A 21534-nucleotide genomic window follows, 5' to 3' on the forward strand; every position below is an offset into this window, starting at 1 on the left:
TCCCGACAATGCCCTTAAGACTCATCATTATTGAAACCAATGAAAGGTTGATAAGCTACCAAGCAGAAAATAATTGATCATCAGCACAAGAAATGAAGCGACATTCCATCGCGCCACGATTTTGCCCTGCATATTTCTCACCAGTCTAATGTATAAGTAAAAGCCGTATAAAAACAGCATAATAAACGAACCGAGCACCTTTGCATCTGTCCAGTACAACGTATCATACGAGATATATGCCCATATAATGCCAAGAATTAAACTAAGCAAGAGCATCGGCACGCCAATAATATTTAAGACATACGCCATGTGATCAAGCTTTGATAAGTCTTCAATTCTCAAAAGCCATTTTCCCCACTTTTTCTTTTTCAGCAAACGATATTGAAATAGATAGAGGAGTGAAAAAGCAAATGAAAGTGAAAAAGCGCCGTATGATAAAATGGCCATCGTAATATGAATGACGAGCAGCTCACTCGTCAGCTTTCCCGTCAGTTCGGCAGAATGAAGATCGGATGGTGTAAAGGTGTGAATCGCCATCATGGAAAAACCAATCACATTTGTAAAAAACACAATAAATTCAACGCGTAATACTTTTGTCAAAACGAGTGACAATGTCACAAGCACCCACGTATAAAAATATAACCCCTCTGCTACATTCAACACAGGGAATCGGTCTGTTTCCATCATAATATAAAACATGTAGACTGTTTGCAGCAGCCAGACAATAGAAAGCAACCAGAAAGCCATTTTTCCAGCCTTCCGGTTGTGTTGAAGAAAATCTATGAAATAGAACAAGACACTGAGTGCATAGATCAAGATCGTCGCTTCACCTAGTCTCGCTACAATGGATTCCATCATCGCCTAATCACTCACTGGCAACTGTAGCAAGGCCTTGTGCCATATTTGTTTTAAACAGCTGAAATGCCCCTTGCTCCACCTGCATCGGCTCTGCCTTTTGCTCTTCATCTTCAACCTGTAAATCAAAGATTTCTTTAAAGAGTAAAAGTTTTTCCTCTGCATTCGGCTCCCCGGCAATTTCTTTGGCCTTTAAGATAGGATCTTTCAGCATTTGATTGATGATGCTTTTCGTATGTTTATTTAACAGCTTCATTTCACGATTTGTGAGGTTTGGAAGCTTTCGTTCGATGCTTTGCATCGTATCCGCTTGAATCGAGAGTGCTTTTTCTCTTAAAGCAGAAATCACAGGAACCACTCCGAGCGTATTAAGCCATTGCTTAAATTCCACAATTTCAGCTTCGATGAGAAGCTCCACCTCTTCAGCTACTGCACGTCGCTCTTTCAGGTTGGCTGCCACAATACCCTCAAGATCATCAATGTCATACAAAAAAGCACCTTCTACTTCAGAAATAGCTGGATCTAAATCACGTGGTACTGCAATATCCACCATGAATAGAGGTCTGCCTTTTCTCTGTTTGTTCGCTTTTTCGACCATTTCTTTTGTGATCACAAATTGTTTAGCCCCAGTAGAGCTAATTAAAATATCCGCTTCAGATAAAGTTTTTTCTAATTGATTCAAGCTCTTAGGCTCTCCTGAAAAACGGCCGGCCAGTTCTTTGGCCTTTTCGAACGTTCGATTGATGACTGTTACCTGGCCAATTCCTTGACCTTGAAGGTTTTGAGCCGCCAGCTCGCCCATTTTACCCGCACCAAGAATAAGGACATGTTTATCAGAAAGACGTCCAAAGATTTTTTTGGCAAGTTCCACTGCCGCATAGCTGACAGATACAGCATTAGACGCAATATCTGTTTCCGCATGAGAGCGTTTCGCAACTGTTACCGCCTGCTTAAACAAATAATTGAAAACGGTACCAATGGTCTTCTCCTCTTGAGCAACTTTAAAGCTTGAGCGCACTTGACCGAGTATTTGTGTTTCACCAATGACCATAGAATCAAGTCCACAGGCAACTCGGAATAAATGCTCAACCGCTCCATCATTTTCATAAAACTTCAAATATGGAGAGACATCTTCTTTTTCTAAACCGAACCAATCTGCTAAAAATCTTTTTATATAAAACCGACCAGTATGAAGCTGATCTACAACTGCGTAGATCTCTGTTCGATTACATGTTGAGATGACGATATTCTCTAGAATGCTTTTTTCTTCTTTAAGCTTGGACATCGCTGTTCCGAGCTCGCTCGGTTCAAAGCTCAGCTGTTCCCGTATCTCAACAGGGGCTGTTTTATAATCTAAACCCACAACAAGAATATGCATAACTTCAGCTTGCACCCCCAACGCCCTGTCTAATTTATAATAATTACAATATAGAATTTATTATTTATAATGATTATAACATATATTCATTTTTAACTGGATAAAAATTGTGAACAGATTTCAAAAATGTTGTGATATAGTAGAAAAATGTTCGACATCGAATGCCATATCATCACTTCAAGCAATTTACCAGATTTGGCGCGTGCGGACAAATGATCTGCTTATAAGAAGGTGACATCTTTGAAGAAGAAATCTATTTTGCTGCCGCTCACTTTGCTGGCTGTAGCACTATATGCCATTCTCTCAGGAGATCAATTTGACATTTGGAAAGATCAGGAGAAATGGTATACACTTGTACTGCTTTTTGGCCTTGCTTTCTTATATCAAGGAAAGAAGGAGCAGGAAACCTCTCATGTGTTTATCGGTATGCTCATGACAGGCCTTGCGCTACACTTTATCCTTCAGCCGAAATTAGAACACTGGCCAGATACATTTACGATGATTGTGTTCATCATCGGCCTCGCACTTTTGATGAAATCATCACAGAAAAAGGAATATCGAATAGAAAGTGTTGTTCTCATTGCACTCGGTCTATTCCTTTATTTCTTTCAACAAATTACGAAGCAACTTAGCACACTTTCGATCCCTACTTCCGGTTTTGAATTGTACTGGCCATATGTATTGATTGCCGTCAGTCTCCTCTTATTATTTTTAAAAAGGAAATAACTTATACAATAAAAAGGCATCTGCATATAGCAGATGCCTTTTTTTAGCTGTTAATCTTCGCAAGGATCGCATTCCAGGCTTCATCTTTTCCCTTTTTTGTTTCAGAAGAGAAAAGGATTAATTCATCTGATGGGTCGATGTCGAGTGTCTGTTTGACGACTTTCGCATGCTTTTCCCATTTGCCTTTTGGAATTTTATCGGCCTTTGTCGCAATAATGATCACAGGAACTCCATAATATTTAAGGAATTCATACATGTTCACATCATCTGCGGATGGCTTATGACGCAGATCCACAATTTGGACGACTGCTTTTAACTCTTCACGCATTGTAATATACGTTTCGATCATTCTCCCCCATGCTTCGCGCTCTGTTTTTGATACTTTCGCAAAGCCATAACCTGGGACGTCCACAAAATGGAGCATATCATTAATAATGTAAAAATTAAGCGTCTGGGTCTTTCCTGGTTTAGAAGACGTACGCGCTAAATTTTTCCGATTAATCAATGAGTTAATGAACGAGGACTTTCCAACATTTGATCGTCCAGCAAGTGCGATCTCAGGCAGTCCCCCGCTCGGGTACTGCTCTGGTTTCACCGCACTAATGACGATATCTGATTTTGTTACTTTCATCTTCCCTCTCCTACTAACGCTTTCTCAAGCACCTCATCTAAATGTGAAACCGGAATAAAAGTTAATCCTTCTCTCACACTTTCAGGAATATCATCAATATCCTTCTCATTGTCCTTTGGAAGAATAATCGTTTTCAGTCCTGCACGATGTGCGCCTAATGCTTTTTCTTTTAATCCGCCAATCGGAAGCACTCTTCCTCTTAACGTAATTTCTCCTGTCATGCCAACCTCTTTTGAAACAGGACGTCCTGTGAGTGCTGATACAAGAGCCGTCGCAATGGTAATACCAGCTGATGGCCCGTCCTTTGGAACCGCCCCCTCTGGAACATGGATATGAATATCGTGCTTTTCATTAAATTGAGGATCAATGTTCAGTTCATCTGCTTTTGAACGGATATAACTGAATGCCGCCTGCGCAGATTCTCTCATGACATCACCGAGCTTACCTGTTAGCAAAAGCTTGCCTTTACCCGGCGAGAGTGAGACCTCGATGGACAAGGTGTCTCCGCCAACTGTGGTATATGCAAGGCCTGTGACAACGCCGACCTGATCTGTCGTTTCCGCCTGACCATAACGGTAAAGTCTTTTTCCGAGGAATTCAGATAAGTTCTTTTCCGTCACTGTGATGCGTTTGCGGTCTTCAGCCACAATTGCTCTTGCTGCTTTTCGGCAGATCGCCGCAAGCTGACGCTCTAACCCGCGGACTCCTGCTTCTCTCGTGTAATAGCGAATCATATCGTAAATCGCTGCTTCACGAAGCTGCAAGTTCCCTTTCTTTAATCCGTGCTCCTTTAGCTGCTTCGGCAGAAGGTGATCTTTCACAATTTCTGCTTTTTCAACTTCCGTATACCCTGCAATCGTGATAATCTCCATTCTATCACGAAGTGGACCTGGAATGGTTGCTAAATTGTTGGCAGTTGCGATAAATAACACTTGAGACAAATCAAATGTCTCTTCAATATAGTGATCGCTAAAGTTATGATTTTGCTCTGGATCTAACACTTCAAGCATCGCAGAAGACGGATCTCCTCTAAAGTCAGAAGACATTTTATCAATTTCATCTAAAAGAAAGACCGGATTCATCGTGCCCGCCTTGCTCATCCCGCGAATGATACGGCCCGGCATCGCACCTACATAGGTTCTTCGATGACCACGGATCTCAGATTCATCACGTACACCGCCAAGAGAGATACGGATAAACTTTCGATCGAGTGATTTGGCAATGGATTTAGCAAGTGATGTCTTCCCTACCCCAGGAGGTCCTGCCAAGCAAAGAATCGGTCCCTTTAATGAATTTGTTAGTTTTTGAACAGCAAGATATTCGAGTACCCGCTCTTTTACTTTTTCAAGCCCGTGGTGCTCGTCATCTAAAATTTCGCTTGCAAGCTTTAAATCTAGACGATCTTCTGTATATGTGCCCCACGGCAGATTGATCAGCCAATCAATATAATTGCGAATGACAGAACTCTCAGCAGAGCTTGAAGGGATTTTTTCATAACGGTTCAGTTCTTTTAAAGCCGTTTCACGAACGGAATCTGGCATGCCGGACTCTTCAATTTTAGCCATAAGCGTACTGACTTCGCCTGTTTTCCCCTCTTTGTCTCCAAGCTCTTTTTGAATAGCTTTCATTTGTTCACGCAAATAATATTCTTTTTGCGTTCGCTCCATTGAACGTTTGACACGCTGGCCAATTTTCTTTTCAATCTCTAGCACTTCTTTTTCATTGTGAATGAGACTGATGACCCGATTCAACCGTTTTTTGACATCGACTGTTTCCAGCACTTCTTGCTTGTCTTTTAATTTCAAAGGTAGGTGGGAAGCGACGATATCCGCCATTCTTCCAGGTTCTTCAATATCCGTCACCGTTGCATATGTTTCAGCTGAGATTTTTTTTGAAATTTTTATGTACTGATCAAAGTGATCTAACAAAGTGCGCATGAGTGCTTCTGCTTCTGCGTCCTTTAATTCTTCTTCTGTCAACTCTTTAATATCGACTGACGTATAGTCTTCTAGCTCCATGTAGGATTCGATCTGCGCTCGATTTAAGCCTTCGACGAGCACACGGATCGTTCCATTTGGCAGCTTCAGCATTTGTTTAATTTTTGTGTAGGTGCCGACTTTGAAAATTTCCTCTTCACCTGGTTCATCTATTGAAATTTCCCGCTGTGTTGCTAGAAAAATCATATGATCGTTCATCATGGCCTGTTCTAATGCTTGAACAGACTTTTCGCGCCCAACGTCCAAATGCAAGACCATTGTTGGATAAACAAGCAAGCCTCGCAGTGGAAGGAGCGGAACATTCTTTTTGATTTCAACTGCCATGTTGATAGACACCTCCGTCACTAGTATGAATCATTATAATATACCTGTTTCAGTCTTGTACAATGTAAAAGACTTGAGAAATGATGATCTTACCGTAGTATACCCTTTCTTTTTATCTTGAAAAAGAAAAAAAGATCTATTTCACTAAAAAATCCCCATATGAGATGGGGATTAAACAGATTTCCTTTTCATTTCTTCTTCTAGTCCATCTTTCTTCTCATCTGGCGGATTGACCAAACACTGATCCAGCACTTCTTGGAAATGCTTCACAGGCACAATCGTAACCCCTTCAATCTCTTTTAAGATCGACTGCTGATTGTCATAAGGGATGATCACTGTTTTGACACCCGCTTGTTTGGCTGCCTTGATTTTTGGTATGACACCGCCAATCGGCTTCACCTGACCTTGTAATCCAATCTCACCGGTCATCGCCGTTAAATGATCAATCGGGATTTGATGAATGGCTGAGAAAATGGCTGTGGCCATCGCAATTCCAGCAGACGGCCCATCAATCGGGGCACCAGCCGGAAAATTAATGTGGATATCATATTCATTTGTTCGTATGCCTAAGTTTCGAAGCACGGTTAAGACATTTTCAACTGAGCCCTTCGCCATACTTTTCCGTCTGATCGATTTAGACTGATTGCCGATGCTTTCTTCTTCCGCAATACCTGTAATATTGATACTGCCTTTTTCAAGCGCTTTACAAATGTTCACTTCAATTTCAAGCAGAGCCCCGCTGTTCGGTCCATACACGGCAAGACCATTTACTACTCCTACCTTTGGCTTTTCCGGTACTTTTTGTTCATATCTTGGTGTCAGCTGGCTTGAATGAATGACCCATTCTACATCGGCGATCGTAATATCTTTTCGGTTTTCAGTGACAGCCATACCTGCGGCGATCTGTACCATGTTGACCGCTTCACGTCCATTTTTCACATAAGATGTTAACAGGTTCAGTCCTTCGTCACTTAATTCCTTCTGTATTTTCTCGACTGCTTTAGCTGCAACAATTTTCAGCTCATGCTGATCCAAATCCTTGAAGAAAATCTCCAAACATCTTGATCGAATAGCCGGCGGAATTTCGTCTGGTGTTCTTGTCGTGGCGCCAATCAGTCGAAAATCAGCGGGTAACCCATTTTGAAAAATATCATGGATGTGATTCGGGATTTGCGTATTTTCTTCACTGTAATAAGCACTGTCTAAAAACACTTTTCGATCTTCTAGCACTTTGAGCATTTTGTTCATTTGAATCGGATGCAGTTCTCCAATTTCATCGATAAAGAGAACGCCGCCATGAGCATGTGTGACGGCTCCTTGTTTCGGCTGCGGAATGCCTGCCTGTCCCATGGCCCCTGCTCCTTGATAAATGGGATCATGTACGGAACCAATCAAGGGGTCTGCGATGCCTCGTTCATCAAATCTTGCCGTTGTGGCATCAAGCTCAACAAATACTGCATCTTTTTTAAATGGTGAATCAGCGTGACGCTTCGCCTCTTCCATCACTAGACGAGCAGCAGCTGTTTTTCCAACACCAGGCGGCCCGTAGACGATGACATGTTGCGGATTCGGTCCACACAGGGCAGCTTTAAGTGCACGTATACCATCTTCCTGCCCTACAATATCTTGAAACCCCTTTGGCCGGACTCTCTCTGATAAAGGTTCACTCAGTTTAATGGATCGCATCTTTCTGAGTGCTTCCATTTCTTTTTTTGATTCTTTATCGATCGTCACCTTTTGTGTGCGCTGATTTTTCAGTAAGTTCCAAAAGTACAACCCGATGACGATACCAAAGAACAGTTGTATGAATAATACGATTCCTGTCCAGCTCAATCGGTGCTCCCTCCTTCATCTATCGTTATGTATTGGTTTCTGTCTGCTAGTATTTCCTAGAGCTGGACGGAATAAACACAACTTCCACGATAAATAAAAAACTCCTGAATCAAAAGATTCAGGAGTCATTCAAATGGGCTTATGCTGATGTTTTTGTATCTTTATTCACGACTGTACCGTCTTTTAAGACAAGACGTGGCGGCTCACCATCAGCAACCGTTTCACCAGTAATGACACATTTCTCAATATCATCACGAGATGGAAGATCAAACATCACATCAAGCATGATGCCTTCAATGATGGAGCGAAGACCACGAGCTCCTGTTTTACGCTCAATTGCTTTTTTCGCAATTTCGCTAAGAGCATCTTCTTCAAACTCAAGCTCAACATCATCAAGCTCAAGCATTTTTGTATATTGCTTAACGAGCGCATTTTTAGGCTTCGTCAAGATTTCTACAAGTGCTTTTTCATCTAACGGCTCTAGGCTTGCAATAACCGGAAGACGACCGATGAATTCTGGGATTAAACCGAAGCGAAGTAAGTCTTCTGGCAGAACTTTTGATAGAAGGACTTCTTTTTCAAGATCTTCAATTTTATTTTCCGCACCGAATCCAATGACTTTTTGACCTAGGCGGCGTTTGATGATTTGCTCAATGCCGTCAAAGGCTCCACCACAAATGAAGAGGATATTTGTTGTATCAATTTGAATGAATTCTTGATGAGGATGCTTACGTCCACCTTGAGGCGGTACACTAGCGACTGTTCCTTCAAGAATTTTCAAAAGGGCTTGCTGTACACCTTCCCCAGATACATCACGAGTGATAGAAGGGTTTTCTGATTTTCTTGCTACTTTATCGATCTCATCGATGTAGATAATGCCTTTTTCAGCTTTTTCTACATCATAATCTGCTGCTTGGATCAGCTTTAGTAAAATATTCTCTACGTCTTCCCCAACGTAACCTGCTTCTGTTAAAGACGTCGCATCTGCAATCGCAAATGGAACATTTAAAATACGTGCAAGCGTTTGAGCAAGTAATGTTTTACCGCTTCCTGTAGGTCCAATCATAGAAATGTTACTTTTCGAAAGCTCAACATCATCAATCTTACTGTTGGAATTAATCCGCTTGTAATGGTTATAAACCGCTACAGCTAAGGATTTCTTCGCATTCTCTTGTCCGATGACATATTCATCAAGAATTTCCCGGATTTCATGAGGTTTCGGAACATCCTTGAATTCAACTTCTTCCTCAGTACCGAGCTCTTCTTCAACTATTTCCGTGCAAAGCTCGATACATTCATCACATATATATACGCCAGGTCCTGCGACCAGTTTACGCACTTGATCTTGCGTTTTTCCGCAAAACGAGCATTTTAATTGACCTTTTTCCTCGTTGAATTTAAACATTCTTTCACCCCTTATTCTTCTTCACTTGCCTGTAGCTAACAGTCAGCTACCCTTCTGGGTCCAGTATGTATGCATTTTACCATACTTTCCTAAAAGACGGTAATGATGTGTTTGTAACACTGCACATTGAGATATGTATGACAGAAAGATGCGACTTACACTATCGTTTCCAAAAGAAGCGATGATAAGTCAAAAATTGTACAAAACAAGGCACGAGTCACTCGCGCCCTGTTTTATTATTATGCACCATATTAACGGTTTTCTACAAGAAAATCAATTGCTTTACGAACTTTTAAATCTTCTTTCATTGCTTCAGTAGAACCGATCGCTTGTTTGATATTTTCAACTGGCATGTTGTATGCTTCAGCCATTTTTGAAAGTTCTTCTTCCACTTCTTCATCAGACACTTGTAGGTCTTCTGCAGCAGCAATTGCTTCAAGAGTAAGATTAGATTTTACGCGTTTAGCAGCATCTTCTTTCATTTGCTCTTTTAGCGCATCTTCATCTTGTCCAGAGAACTGGAAGTAAAGCTCAAGGTTCATCCCTTGCATTTGAAGACGTTGTTCGAATTCTTTCATCATGCGGTCTAGCTCAGTGTCAACCATCGCTTGAGGAACGTCAACTTCCGCATTTTCAGAAGCTTTTGCTACTAGCTCTTCACGAAGTTTGCCTTCTGCTTCGTTTTCTTTTGCTTCTTCAAGACGTTTCTTCGTTTTTTCAGTTAATTCAGCAATCGTTTCAACTTCTTCATCAACATCTTTAGCGAACTCATCGTCAAGTGTTGGAAGTTCTTTTGCTTTGATTTCATGAATTTTTACTTTGAATACAGCTGGTTTACCTGCAAGGTCTTCAGCATGATATTCTTCTGGGAATGTCACTTCAACGTCTTTTTCTGCACCTGCTTCAAGACCAACCAATTGCTCTTCGAAACCAGGGATGAATGAACCAGAACCTACTTCAAGAGAGTAGTTCTCAGCTTTTCCGCCTTCGAATGCTTCTCCATCAACGAATCCTTCGAAATCTAGAACAACTGTATCGCCGTTTTCGATTGCGCCTTCTTCTTTGACAACAAGCTCAGCTTGACGGTTTTGCATAGCTTTTAACTCTTCTTGGACATCTTCATCAGATACAGATGTGTCGTCTTTTTCTACGTTAAGACCTTTGTAGTCACCAAGTTTTACTTCTGGCTTCACTGTTACTTTTGCAGTGAAGATTAAGCTTTCGCCTTTTTCGATTTTCTCAACATCGATTTCAGGGCGGTCAACCGGCTCGATACCAGCTTCGTCGATTGCTTTTGGATATTCAACTGGAAGAAGAATATCTAGTGCATCTTGATAAAGAGATTCTACTCCAAAACGCTGCTCGAAAAGACCACGTGGTACTTTCCCTTTACGGAATCCAGGGATTGATACTTGCTTAACTACTTTCTTAAATGCATCATCAAGTGCTTTGTTAAATGTTTCAGCGTCAACTTCTACTGTTAAGACACCTTCGTTACCTTCTTGTTTTTCCCATTTTACTGACATGTGTGTTTCCCTCCAAAAATCTATTCAGATTGTGCGTTGTTACATTCTAAAGCATCATAAAGACTTCGTCCAATCAAAAACCACGCACTCCGCTAAAGAAGCGGTCTTATGTATACAACATTTGACTTGATTATACATAACGTCTTTCAACCGTTGGAATCTTACAACCGCACGATATATGCACAAATACAACCATTATATTATAACATAACAAGTCCGTCTTTCAACTAAATCGACAAATTACAAATAAGAAATTTCTTCAATATCTTTCAGCATTGTACAAGCTTCTCTCAGCTCTCGTTCGTTAAAATCATACAATAAATGCAATTCTTCGAGGTCAATCTCGATTCCATGCATTTCATAGCCGACTTTATGAAGTGCCGCAGCCCAAAGATTCGGATCCGTATATTTAGGAAGAAATGGATATAGCACAAATAAGTGCCGGCGCCATAACTCTTCAACCCCTTGGTAAAGGGTTGGGTTCTCATTGCCGAGAGTGTCATCAAGCTTTCGAAGGACTTGCTGAAGCAGTGGCATTTGCTCTGGCTTGACAGCCTCAGAAGGAACAAGCGTTAAAGAATCACCGAACTTCGTCACATGAACCGGCTTTGCCACATCATGATCTGACAGAAGTTGCAGGATCAATGATTTGACCAAAGGGTTTCCATCAGGCTTTTGTAGGATCGTATTTAATAGACCCATATGCGGCGTGATGTTTCGGTCTTTCAGCGAATGGATGAACTGCACCTGCTCTTCTGGCCGCTCGAGCATATCATCTATATTGATTTCTCCGCTGCCTTCCTCGTCTTCGTCTAAAATCTCTTCTGGTGATTCAATCATCTTTCTGCTAAATTCAAGCAGTTTATAAAAATGCTCCGCGCTTTCTGCTGGAAGGTGATTTTCTTCAAGGACAGCCTCAATTGTTTGTTTGACTTCCTCGTACTCTTTCAGCTGAATTAAGATGGTCATATACACTTGAAGCACAGTGAAATAGTGTCCATATCCTTCATGTAGCATCTTTTCACATACTCGCTTTGCATCCTGCAGCTCACCAAGCTCTAGAAAACAAATCGCCATACCGAGATGAATATCGGATTCTTCATCGTCATCATACGATTTCGCTTCTGAAAATAAGTGAAGCGCCTCTTGATACTGTTTATCTTTTAATGCTGCCATTCCTTTTTCAATCAGTCTTTCTTTCAGACCAGGAAACAAAATGACATTATCTTTCTTCTTGTCATGTTTCATGCTTACGTTCCTTTCGGGCGCATATTTTTTATCAGTTTACCAACGAAGGTTAGTAAACACAAGTAACGAGAGGTTTTCATGCAAAAAAGAAGCCGTCACACCACGGGGACGGCTTCTCGTTGTTTATGCACGCAGCCAGCTGCTACGTTTCTCTTCAAATGCCTGAATCTCATCTTCTAGTAACAATGTTAATGAAATCTCATCATAGCCATTCAGGAGCATTTCTCTCCAGTGTGGATCTACATCGAAAGGAGTAACATTCCCTTCATGGTCTTGAATCTGTTGTTTTTCCAGATCAACTGTCATTTCATATCCTTTGTTTTCATATGATGCAGCAAACGTTTTCCACACATCATAATCAAGGCGGATCGGAAGCATCCCGTTTTTAAAACAGTTTTGATGAAAAATATCGGCGAAAGATGGGGCAATGACAATTTTGAAGCCATAATCATCAAGTGCCCAAGGCGCATGTTCCCTTGATGATCCGCAGCCAAAGTTTTCGCCTGCGATCAAAATAGAGGCTCCTTCATAAATCGGCTGATTGAGTTCAAAATCTGGATTCGGACTGCCATCTGCTAAATATCGCCAGTCAAAAAAGGCAAATCGGCCATATCCTGTTCGTTCGATTCTTTTCAAAAACTGTTTCGGAATGATTTGATCTGTATCTACATTAATACGGTTAAGCACAGCGGCTTTTCCTTTATGAGTGACTAAAGGCTCCATCTATGACACAACTCCTTACACGACTGTTTTCTCTTGATTAAACTTCCTGACATCGACAAATCGGCCATGTATGGCAGCCATTGCAGCCATTGCCGGGCTGACAAGATGCGTTCTTGCACCCTTCCCTTGACGTCCCTCAAAGTTACGGTTTGATGTAGATGCACAGCGTTCACCTTCTGGCACCACATCGTTATTCATGCTGAGGCACATACTACAGCCAGATTCTCTCCATTCAAATCCTGCTTCTAGGAAAATTTCATGAAGACCTTCTTCTTCTGCTTGAAGTTTGACACTTTGTGAGCCAGGAACCACAATCGCTCTGACATGATCGGCTACTTTTTGGCCTTCAATCATAGAAGCGGCTTGGCGTAAATCAGTCATTCTTGAGTTCGTACATGAGCCAATAAACACATGCTCAATCGTAATATCTTCAATACGCTGATGCGGGTGAACCCCCATGTATTCATAAGCACGCTTTGCTTCTTTTTGATCATCTTCTTGTGCAAAATCTTCAGGTCCTGGAATTGCTGCATCCACAGGGAGCACCATTCCTGGGTTAATTCCCCACGTGACCATTGGTGAAATATGATTTCCATCTAAAACAATGGTTTTATCATAGGTCGCACCCGGATCTGTTCTTAGTTCTTTCCATTCTTTTATCGCTGCTTCGAAATCTTCACCCTGCGGTGCGTATTTGCGTCCGCGGCAATATTCAAAGGTCACTTCATCAGGTGCGATCAACCCTGCTCTTGCGCCTGCTTCAATTGACATATTACAAACGGTCATCCGCTCATCCATTGACATGTTTCTGAATACTTCCCCAGTGTATTCAATGACATAACCTGAACCAAACTTCACGCCATGTGCGCCAATGACTGCTAAAATGACATCTTTGGCTGTTACCCCTTTTTGAAGCGTTCCGTCTACTCTAATTTCTAGTGTCTTCGGACGCTGCTGCCAAAGTGTTTGTGTGGAAAGCACATGCTCAACCTCACTTGTGCCAATCCCAAAGGCAAGTGCACCAAATGCGCCATGAGTAGATGTATGACTATCTCCACACACGATTGTTTTCCCCGGAAGTGTTAAACCAAGCTCTGGTCCAACGACATGAACGATTCCTTGGTCTACACTGTGAAGGTCAGCTAGACGGACCCCGAATTCAGCACAGTTGCGCTCTAGAGCACTGACTTGCTTCTTCGCAATCTCATCTTTGATCACAAATCGATTCACAGTCGGAATGTTGTGATCCATCGTCGCAAATGTGTTTTGTGGTCTTCGCACCTTGCGCCCTTTTTGTCTTAATCCTTCAAATGCTTGAGGTGACGTCACCTCATGCACCAAGTGCAGATCAATATATAAAAGGTCTGGTTTTCCCTCGCCATTTTTGACAACATGCTGATCCCATATTTTTTCGATGATTGTTCGAGGCATAACCCTTTTCCTCCCTCTACCTAATTCAACAAGATTTCTATTTATACAATTGATTTCGTACGTTGTTTGAGTGCATCTACAACGGCTTTCGTGATATCATCAGTCGTTTCATACGTTCCCTCTTTTGATGCTAGGTCCTTTGTTCGTTTGCCAGAGGCAAGAACGGCTTCCACAGCTGCTTCAATTGCAGCCGCTTCTTCTTCTAGAGCAAAGGATGTTCTAAGCAAGCTGGCTGCTGACAATATAGTAGCCAGAGGGTTTGCGACATTTTGCCCCGCAATATCGGGTGCTGAACCATGAATCGGCTCATATAAATGAAGGCCGGTGCTTGATAAACTAGCAGATGGCAGCATGCCGAGTGAGCCAGTAATCATAGATGCTTCGTCACTTAAAATGTCACCAAACATATTCTCTGTCACGATGACATCAAATTGAGCGGGCTTATAAATAAGTTGCATCGCGGCATTATCGACGAGCATGTGCTCATATGCGACATCTGGATATTGTGATGCAACTTCTTCTACCGCATCCCGCCATAATTTACTCGAAGCGAGAACATTCGCTTTATCCACAGACGTTACTTTTTTCCGTCTCGTTAACGCCATGTCGAACGCTTCTTTTAATACACGAACAATCTCTTCCTTTGTATAAAGAAGTGTATCAACCGCAGCTTCTTTTCCTTCATCATCCGTGTAGCGCTCACTTGGTTCGCCAAAGTAGAGGCCTCCAGTTAATTCACGAACGATGACAAAATCTACTCCGCTAATGTGATCTTGTTTTAACGGTGAAGCCTCACTCAAGCTATCAAATACTTTGACAGGGCGGATGTTCGCAAATAAGTCCAGCTGCTTGCGAATGGAGAGCAAGCCTTTTTCTGGGCGAAGCTCTGGTGGGTTTTGATCCCACTTTGGTCCGCCAACGGCTCCTAATAAAATCGCATCTGCGCTTTTGCACACTTCTACTGTTTCTTTAGGGAGCGGATTGTTTTTTTCATCTATCGCTATACCGCCAATGAGAGCTGTTTCGAATTCAAATTCGTGTTGAAATTGATCCGCTGTCTCTTTCAGAACAGCGACGGCTGATGTGACGACTTCCGGTCCGATTCCATCGCCGGGCAAAAGTGCAATTTTCTTTTTCATGAGTCCCTTCCTCCTTTCTTATGAGATGGCGTGATGTTTCTCAATTTCTATTAGGTTTGATTTAAAGATTAAATGTCTATTCACTGCATTGACGTAAGCTTTAGCCGATGCTTCCAGCACATCTTGCGCTACACCGCGTCCTGCTGTTTCTTTTCCTTCTATTGAAACAGTGACATATACTTCCGCTAGTGCGTCTCTGCCTTTTCCATTGGATTGAATACGATAATCTAGCAAATGAATTCTTTCCTCCATACAGCGCTCAAGCGTGTTGTACACAGCTTCTACACTGCCTGCACCTGTAGCTGCTTCTTGAATGACTTCCTGCGTTTCTTGATTTTTAAGAGAGACTGTTGCTGTCGGCATTTGCTCTGTCCCATAGTGAACTTGAAGACTTTCAAATTCATAGCCGATTTTACGGTCTGCTACTTTTTCTTCTAATATAATAGAGATCAAATCATCATCTGTGATTTCTTTCTTCTTCTCTGTTAAGTTCTTAAAAGTTTCGAAGAACTTATTGATCTCTTCTTCAGTCAATTTAAAGCCGAGTGTTTTTAAGCGGTCTTTAAACGCGTGTCTTCCGGAGTGTTTACCAAGGACAAGCACATCTGTTGTGACGCCTACAAGCTCTGGAGAGATAATTTCATAGGTTGTTTTTTCTTTGAGGAATCCATCTTGGTGAATACCTGATTCATGGGCAAATGCATTGTTTCCAACGACTGCTTTATTACGCGGTACAATCATACCTGAGTATTTGCTCACTACATCACTTGTGCGCTTAATTTCATTCAACTGAATGGTTGATTCGACTTGGTAAAAGTCTTTGCGAATATGAAGGGCAACTGCAATTTCTTCTAAAGCAGCATTTCCTGCGCGCTCTCCAATACCGTTGACAGCTGTTTCAATTTGATCTGCTCCATTTTCAATGGCAGCAAGTGAGTTCGCTACAGCCATTCCTAAATCATCATGACAGTGTGCTGACAAGATGACTTGATCGATATTTGGAACGTGTTCCTTCATATATTTAAAGATATTTCCGTACTCTTTTGGTGCTAGGTATCCAACAGTGTCAGGCAAGTTAATGACACTTGCGCCTGCGTCGATCACTTTTTCTACAATTTCTGCTAGGAAAGAAAGATCTGTTCGGCATGCATCTTCTGCTGACCACTGAACAACTGGGAAGCGCTCTTTCGCGTATTTCACCATTGAAACAGCTTGTTCAACCACTTCTTCACGTGTTTTCTTTAGTTTATGCTTGAGGTGAATGTCAGAAGTCGCAATAAAGACGTGTATTCTTGGTTGAGCTCCATCTTTTAATGCGTCCCATGCAGCATCAATGTCACCTTTCACACATCGTGCAAGTCCTGCAACTGAACAGTTCTTAATCGTTCTTGCAATTTCTTGTACGCCTAAGAAATCCCCTCGGGATGAAGCGGGAAAACCCGCTTCAATGATATTAACCCCAAGGCGCTCAAGCTGCTTAGCAATGATTAGCTTTTCTTGTGCATTTAAGTTCACTCCTGGTGATTGCTCTCCATCTCGAAGTGTTGTGTCAAAAAAATTAATTTTTCGCACCGACGCTCACCGCTTCCTTTTTCTTTCCTTGTTTAACGAAAGGCATCATTTCACGAAGCTTTCTTCCGACGATTTCAATTTGGTGCTCATTTTCATTTGCATTGATCGCATTGAAACGTGGACGATTCACTTGGTTTTCAACAATCCATTCTTTTGCGAATGTTCCGTTTTGGATGTCAGTCAAAACTGCTTTCATTGATTCTTTTACTTTTGCATCCACAACGCGTGGTCCTGATACGAAGTCACCCCACTGCGCTGTATCAGAGATTGAATATCTCATACCTTCTAATCCTTCTTCATACATAAGGTCAACGATCAATTTCAGTTCATGCAGACACTCGAAGTATGCAAGCTCTGGCTGATAACCAGCTTCTGTTAATGTTTCAAAACCTGCTTTTACTAATGAAGTAAGACCTCCACAAAGAACTGCCTGCTCACCGAATAGATCCGTTTCCGTCTCTTCTTTAAATGTTGTTTCGAGAACGCCCGCTCTTGCTCCGCCAATCGCTTTTGCATAAGCAAGTGCTTTGTCTTTCGCTTGACCTGATACATCCTGGTAGATAGCAAATAGTGCAGGTACACCAGCGCCTTGCTCATATGTTCTTCTGACAAGATGTCCTGGACCTTTTGGAGCCACAAGATACACATCAACGTCACTTGGAGGAACAATTTGATGGAAGTGAACGTTGAATCCGTGTGCGAATACAAGAGAGTTGCCAGCTTCTAATTGATCTTTGATTTCTTCATCATATACTTTCTTTTGCTGTTCGTCAGGAAGTAATACCATGACGACATCTGCTTGTGCTGCTGCTTCTTTTACTGTGAATACTTGATGACCGTCTTCTTGTGCTTTTGTATAAGATCCGCCTTTTCTCACACCGACAATCACATCTACGCCGCTCTCTTTTAAGTTCAATGCATGTGCATGACCTTGTGATCCGTAACCAATGATGGCTACCTTTTGACCGTTTAATACGTTTTCTTGAATATCACCGTTATAATATACTTTTACCATTTGACTCTCTCCTTTTGTTTAGACAATTGAAATTGTTTTATTTGTTTGCGGCTTTTGCTGATTATCTCTCGCAAAGGCCGTGGTGCCAGTTCTGGCGACTTCTTTAATGCCGTATGGCTTAAGTAATTCAATGAGTGCTTCAATTTTTGAAGACTCACCTGTCACCTGAATGACGACACTCTCTCTGCTCACATCTACAATAGAAGCTCTAAAAGGTTCAATGACCCCCGTGATCTCCATTCTAGATGCTGGTGCAGATACGACTTTTATCAAAGCCAGCTCTCGCTGAACGATTGATTGGTTTGTAATGTCTGTTACTTTCAGAACATCGATTTGTTTGTTCAGCTGTTTTGTCAGCTGTTCGATGTCTTTCTCTTGGTCTACATGGACGACGAACGTGATGCGTGATACATCTTGAATCTCAGAATGGCCGACCGTAATGCTTTCAATGTTGTAGTGTCTTTTGGTAAAGAGGCCTGTGATTCTGTTCAGTACGCCTGATCGATTTAATACAGTCAACACAATAATTCTTTTCAAGGTTTCACCCCCACCATCTCATGAAGTCCTTTCCCCGGTGCTACCATCGGGAATACTTTTTCATCTCTCGCTACATTGACATCGATGAAAACAGGCTCTCTAGAGGTTAAGGCTTCTTCGAGTTTTTCTTGCGCCTCTTCGTCTGATGAGATTCTGATCCCTTTAATGCCATAAGCTTCAGATAATTTCACGAAGTCTGGCTGCTCTGAAAATTTAGAATGTGAGTAGCGTTCTTCGTAAAAAATTTCTTGCCATTGTCTTACCATTCCAAGACTGTGATTATTGAGAACAATCACTTTCACCGGAAGGTTCAGCTCACGGATAACGGCAAGTTCTTGCAGGGTCATTTGGAAACCTCCGTCTCCTAAAATCGCCACAACCGTTGCCTCTTGATCAGCTAGCTGCGCGCCAATCGCTGCCGGTAAACCAAATCCCATTGTGCCAAGCCCACCAGATGTCACCCATTTATCGGCATTTTCAAATGGATAGAACTGTGCAGCCCACATTTGATGCTGCCCAACATCGGTTGCCACAATGGCTTCACCTTTTGTAAATTGATGAATGTATTCGATCAGCTTTTGAGGCTTAAAGCCTTCAGCTTCGTTTTCGACATACCAGAGTGGATATTCTTCCTTCCACTGATTTAGCTGGCTCTTCCACTCGTCTGATTCACCTTGTTTCCCGTCCTGCTTGATCAGTTCTTGAAGCACTAGCTTACTGTCACCAACAACTGGGATATGGGTGTGAATGTTTTTACCAATTTCCGCTGGGTCGATGTCAATGTGAGCCACCTTCGCATGCTTTGCAAAATGATTGAGGTTGCCGGTTACCCTGTCATCAAATCTCGCTCCGATTGAAATGAGTAAGTCACATTGATGTAGTGCCATGTTCGCTGCATATGTGCCGTGCATACCCGCCATTCCTAGGAAAAGAGCATGCTTTGCTGGGAATCCGCCAAGTCCAAGCAATGTATGAGCGACAGGGATTTGTTGCTGCTCTACATATTGCCTTAATTCTTCCGACGCTTTGCCGTGAAGAACGCCAGCTCCTGCAAGAATAACTGGTTTCTTTGCTCTGCTTACAGCTTCTACTAACTTGCGAATTTGCAAATAATTCGGCTCAATTTTCGGCTGATAACCTGGCAAATCGATTGGCTGATCGTATTCAAATGTCCCTTCAATGCCAGCGACATCTTTTGGAATATCAATCAAGACTGGACCAGGTCTGCCGGTTGTTGCGATGTGAAATGCCTCTTTAATGACACCCGGTAACTCTTCTGGACGTCTCACTTGATAGCTGTGTTTTGTGATTGGCATTGTGATACCAAGTACATCTGCTTCTTGAAAAGCATCTGATCCAATGACTGAGGTTGCCACCTGTCCAGTAAAGATAACCATAGGTAGTGAATCAATCATCGCATCTGCAATTCCAGTGACTAGGTTTGTTGCCCCCGGTCCTGATGTGGCAATGACAACGCCTGGTTTACCAGATACTCTGGCGTATCCCTCCGCTGCGTGAATCGCTCCTTGCTCATGTCTTGGCAGGACATGAAATAAACCAGAATCGTAAATTTTATCGTAGATCGGTAAAACGGCTCCGCCAGGATAACCAAAAATGACTTCTACTTTTTCTCTTTTGAGTGCTTCAATTAACATGAGTGCACCGTTCATCGTTTGTGGTGCATTTGATTTTTCCGTCTCCATTTGTACATTTGTCCCCATTTGATTTCCTCCTCTTTGTCTTGCTTCAGTCAAGTTCTTTCACCCTTTTCCATTCAAGATAGAGATATGAGACCATATAAAAAAGCCTTCTCACCCCACAATGACACTACTTTTCACTAGGTCAAAGGGGCGAAAAAGCTTTGTTTTTCGCGGTACCACCCTTGTTCACGGCAAATCATGCTGCCGTCTCATGGACATCTTTCATCCATTTTGGTAACGAGTGATGCAATGTCACTCGGTCTGCCCTACTATCATTTCAAGCAGACACTCAGAGGTGAGTTCACTTTAGAAAGTAACACCGGTTTCCAGCTAGCACCGGCTCTCTGTAGATACTGACTCTAAAGCTACTAGTCCTCTTCAACGTTTATCGATATCTATTTAGCTTGCGTGAATGTTTTCATCGGTAAAGACTACTTTTTCTCCTTCTTCAACGACTCGCTTGCGGAATTGTTCAAGAAGTTTGTTTGTGTGGAACCCTGGTTTTCCTTCGCCAATGATACGGCCGTCAACTTTTACAACAGCGATGACTTCGGCAGCGGTTCCTGTCAGGAAGACTTCTTCAGCTGTATACACATCATGCCTTGTGAAAGGTTCTTCTTTCACTTCGTAGCCTAAGTCTTCTGCGATTTCCATGATGGCATTTCTTGTGATGCCTTCAAGTGCGCCGATATAACCTGGCGGTGTATAAAGCTTGCCTTTTTTATAAATAAACACGTTGTCCGCTGAACCTTCAGCCACATACCCTTGATCGTTCAGCATGAGCGCTTCACTGACACCGGCCATATGGGCTTCAATTCGGACAAGAATGTTATTCAAATAGTTTAATGATTTCACTTTCGGACTCAATACGTCAGGACGATTTCGCCTTGTCGGTACTGTCACAATATCAATACCTGTTTCATATAGGTGCTTTGGAAAGATGGCCAGCGGTTCTACAATGATCACTGTGTTGGCTCTCCCGCAGTTGTTTGGATCTAAGCCAAGATCACCGGCTCCTCTTGAGACAACAAGGCGGATATAGGCATCTTTTAGGCCGTTCCTTTCAACTGTATGAATCATTTTTTCAGTGAGCTCCTCAAGTGAATATGGAATGTTCAGCATAATGGATCTAGCGGAATCATACAGGCGATCTAAGTGTTCTTTCATTCGAAAGATATTTCCGTTATATACACGTATTCCTTCGAACACACCGTCACCATATAAGAAGCCATGATCATAAACTGAAATTTTCGCATCCTCTTTTTTCACGAGTTCATCGTTTAAAAAGATCCACTGTTCCTTTTGGTCTTCCATCTTCAGTGAGCACCCTCTCTTTCAAACAAAAAGTAGTTGAATTTTCAGACACTTTATATTGAAGTGTCTCACGCTTACTCTGCGTGTCTGTTTGCTTTTGTTGAACCCATCTTACGCCGCTTTCCATACAGTGTCAACAGCATTTTTAAAATTATTAGACAATTTAGACTAATCAAAATA

The 21534-nt window shown here is 42.1% G+C and carries 17 protein-coding genes and 1 other annotated feature; of the genes, 1 reads left to right on the forward strand and 16 read right to left on the reverse strand.

The annotated features are described in order from the left end of the window. Nucleotides 1–27 precede the first annotated feature (27 nt). Both ID12_RS17205 and hemA read right to left on the reverse strand, forming a co-directional pair. Entirely contained in the window at nt 28–858 is an 831-nt protein-coding gene (locus ID12_RS17205; RefSeq protein ID WP_008342830.1) for a cytochrome c biogenesis protein, read from the reverse strand. Nucleotides 859–865: 7 nt separating this feature from the next. Continuing rightward, on the reverse strand, nt 866–2233 hold the full coding sequence (hemA, locus tag ID12_RS17210; RefSeq protein ID WP_024718410.1) for a glutamyl-tRNA reductase: 1368 nt from the start codon (nt 2231–2233) through the stop codon (nt 866–868). Nucleotides 2234–2473: 240 nt separating this feature from the next. On the opposite strand from hemA, the gene ID12_RS17215 reads away from it, so the two are divergent. Next, on the forward strand, nt 2474–2959 hold the full coding sequence (locus tag ID12_RS17215) for a hypothetical protein (protein ID WP_017358144.1): 486 nt from the start codon (nt 2474–2476) through the stop codon (nt 2957–2959). 43 nt (nt 2960–3002) lie between these two features. Here ID12_RS17215 and yihA read toward each other — a convergent pair whose 3' ends face one another. The 14 genes from yihA to ilvE all read right to left on the reverse strand — a co-directional run bounded on the left by yihA (nt 3003) and on the right by ilvE (nt 21354). Beyond that, nucleotides 3003–3590 carry a ribosome biogenesis GTP-binding protein YihA/YsxC gene (gene yihA / locus ID12_RS17220; protein WP_007501562.1) on the reverse strand — a complete coding sequence of 196 codons (588 nt, stop codon included), beginning with the start codon at nt 3588–3590 and terminating at the stop codon, nt 3003–3005. Further along, entirely contained in the window at nt 3587–5911 is a 2325-nt protein-coding gene (gene lon, locus ID12_RS17225) for an endopeptidase La (protein WP_050827526.1), read from the reverse strand. The genes yihA and lon overlap by 4 nt, the downstream gene beginning before the upstream one ends. Before the next feature lie 171 nt (nt 5912–6082). Then, nucleotides 6083–7744 carry an ATP-dependent protease LonB gene (gene lonB, locus ID12_RS17230; protein ID WP_007501566.1) on the reverse strand — a complete coding sequence of 554 codons (1662 nt, stop codon included), beginning with the start codon at nt 7742–7744 and terminating at the stop codon, nt 6083–6085. A 139-nt stretch (nt 7745–7883) separates the two neighbouring features. Continuing rightward, nucleotides 7884–9149: an ATP-dependent protease ATP-binding subunit ClpX gene (gene clpX / locus ID12_RS17235; RefSeq protein WP_017358145.1), complete on the reverse strand. Its 1266-nt coding sequence runs from the start codon at nt 9147–9149 to the stop codon at nt 7884–7886. A 251-nt stretch (nt 9150–9400) separates the two neighbouring features. Further along, the gene (gene tig, locus ID12_RS17240) at nt 9401–10675 is read right to left on the reverse strand and encodes a trigger factor (RefSeq protein ID WP_025207732.1); all 1275 of its coding nucleotides are present in this window, start codon (nt 10673–10675) and stop codon (nt 9401–9403) included. Nucleotides 10676–10915: 240 nt separating this feature from the next. Beyond that, nucleotides 10916–11923: a DNA damage checkpoint antagonist DdcA gene (ddcA, locus tag ID12_RS17245; protein WP_019744120.1), complete on the reverse strand. Its 1008-nt coding sequence runs from the start codon at nt 11921–11923 to the stop codon at nt 10916–10918. 123 nt (nt 11924–12046) lie between these two features. Further along, nucleotides 12047–12646 carry a 3-isopropylmalate dehydratase small subunit gene (gene leuD / locus ID12_RS17250; protein ID WP_008342843.1) on the reverse strand — a complete coding sequence of 200 codons (600 nt, stop codon included), beginning with the start codon at nt 12644–12646 and terminating at the stop codon, nt 12047–12049. A gap of 15 nt (nt 12647–12661) precedes the next feature. Continuing rightward, on the reverse strand, nt 12662–14077 hold the full coding sequence (leuC, locus tag ID12_RS17255) for a 3-isopropylmalate dehydratase large subunit (protein ID WP_007501575.1): 1416 nt from the start codon (nt 14075–14077) through the stop codon (nt 12662–12664). A 41-nt stretch (nt 14078–14118) separates the two neighbouring features. Beyond that, complete coding sequence (leuB, locus tag ID12_RS17260; protein WP_019744119.1) at nt 14119–15216, reverse strand: 3-isopropylmalate dehydrogenase; 1098 nt, start codon at nt 15214–15216, stop codon at nt 14119–14121. A gap of 18 nt (nt 15217–15234) precedes the next feature. Then, on the reverse strand, nt 15235–16788 hold the full coding sequence (locus tag ID12_RS17265; protein WP_008342850.1) for a 2-isopropylmalate synthase: 1554 nt from the start codon (nt 16786–16788) through the stop codon (nt 15235–15237). Next, the gene (gene ilvC, locus ID12_RS17270) at nt 16775–17803 is read right to left on the reverse strand and encodes a ketol-acid reductoisomerase (protein WP_007501581.1); all 1029 of its coding nucleotides are present in this window, start codon (nt 17801–17803) and stop codon (nt 16775–16777) included. Before ilvC ends, ID12_RS17265 begins: the two co-directional genes overlap by 14 nt. An 18-nt stretch (nt 17804–17821) precedes the next feature. Then, complete coding sequence (ilvN, locus tag ID12_RS17275) at nt 17822–18340, reverse strand: acetolactate synthase small subunit (protein WP_007501584.1); 519 nt, start codon at nt 18338–18340, stop codon at nt 17822–17824. Further along, nucleotides 18337–20061, reverse strand: a complete 1725-nt coding sequence (gene ilvB / locus ID12_RS17280; protein ID WP_050827528.1) for an acetolactate synthase large subunit — start codon at nt 20059–20061, stop codon at nt 18337–18339. The genes ilvN and ilvB overlap by 4 nt, the downstream gene beginning before the upstream one ends. 122 nt (nt 20062–20183) lie before the next feature. Next, nucleotides 20184–20431 (reverse strand) — a binding site (T-box leader). 8 nt (nt 20432–20439) lie between these two features. Beyond that, nucleotides 20440–21354 carry a branched-chain-amino-acid transaminase gene (ilvE, locus tag ID12_RS17285; RefSeq protein ID WP_008342856.1) on the reverse strand — a complete coding sequence of 305 codons (915 nt, stop codon included), beginning with the start codon at nt 21352–21354 and terminating at the stop codon, nt 20440–20442. Nucleotides 21355–21534 lie beyond the last annotated feature (180 nt).

This window comes from Bacillus altitudinis (genome assembly GCF_001191605.1).
Taxonomy (GTDB): Bacteria; Bacillota; Bacilli; order Bacillales; family Bacillaceae; genus Bacillus; species Bacillus altitudinis.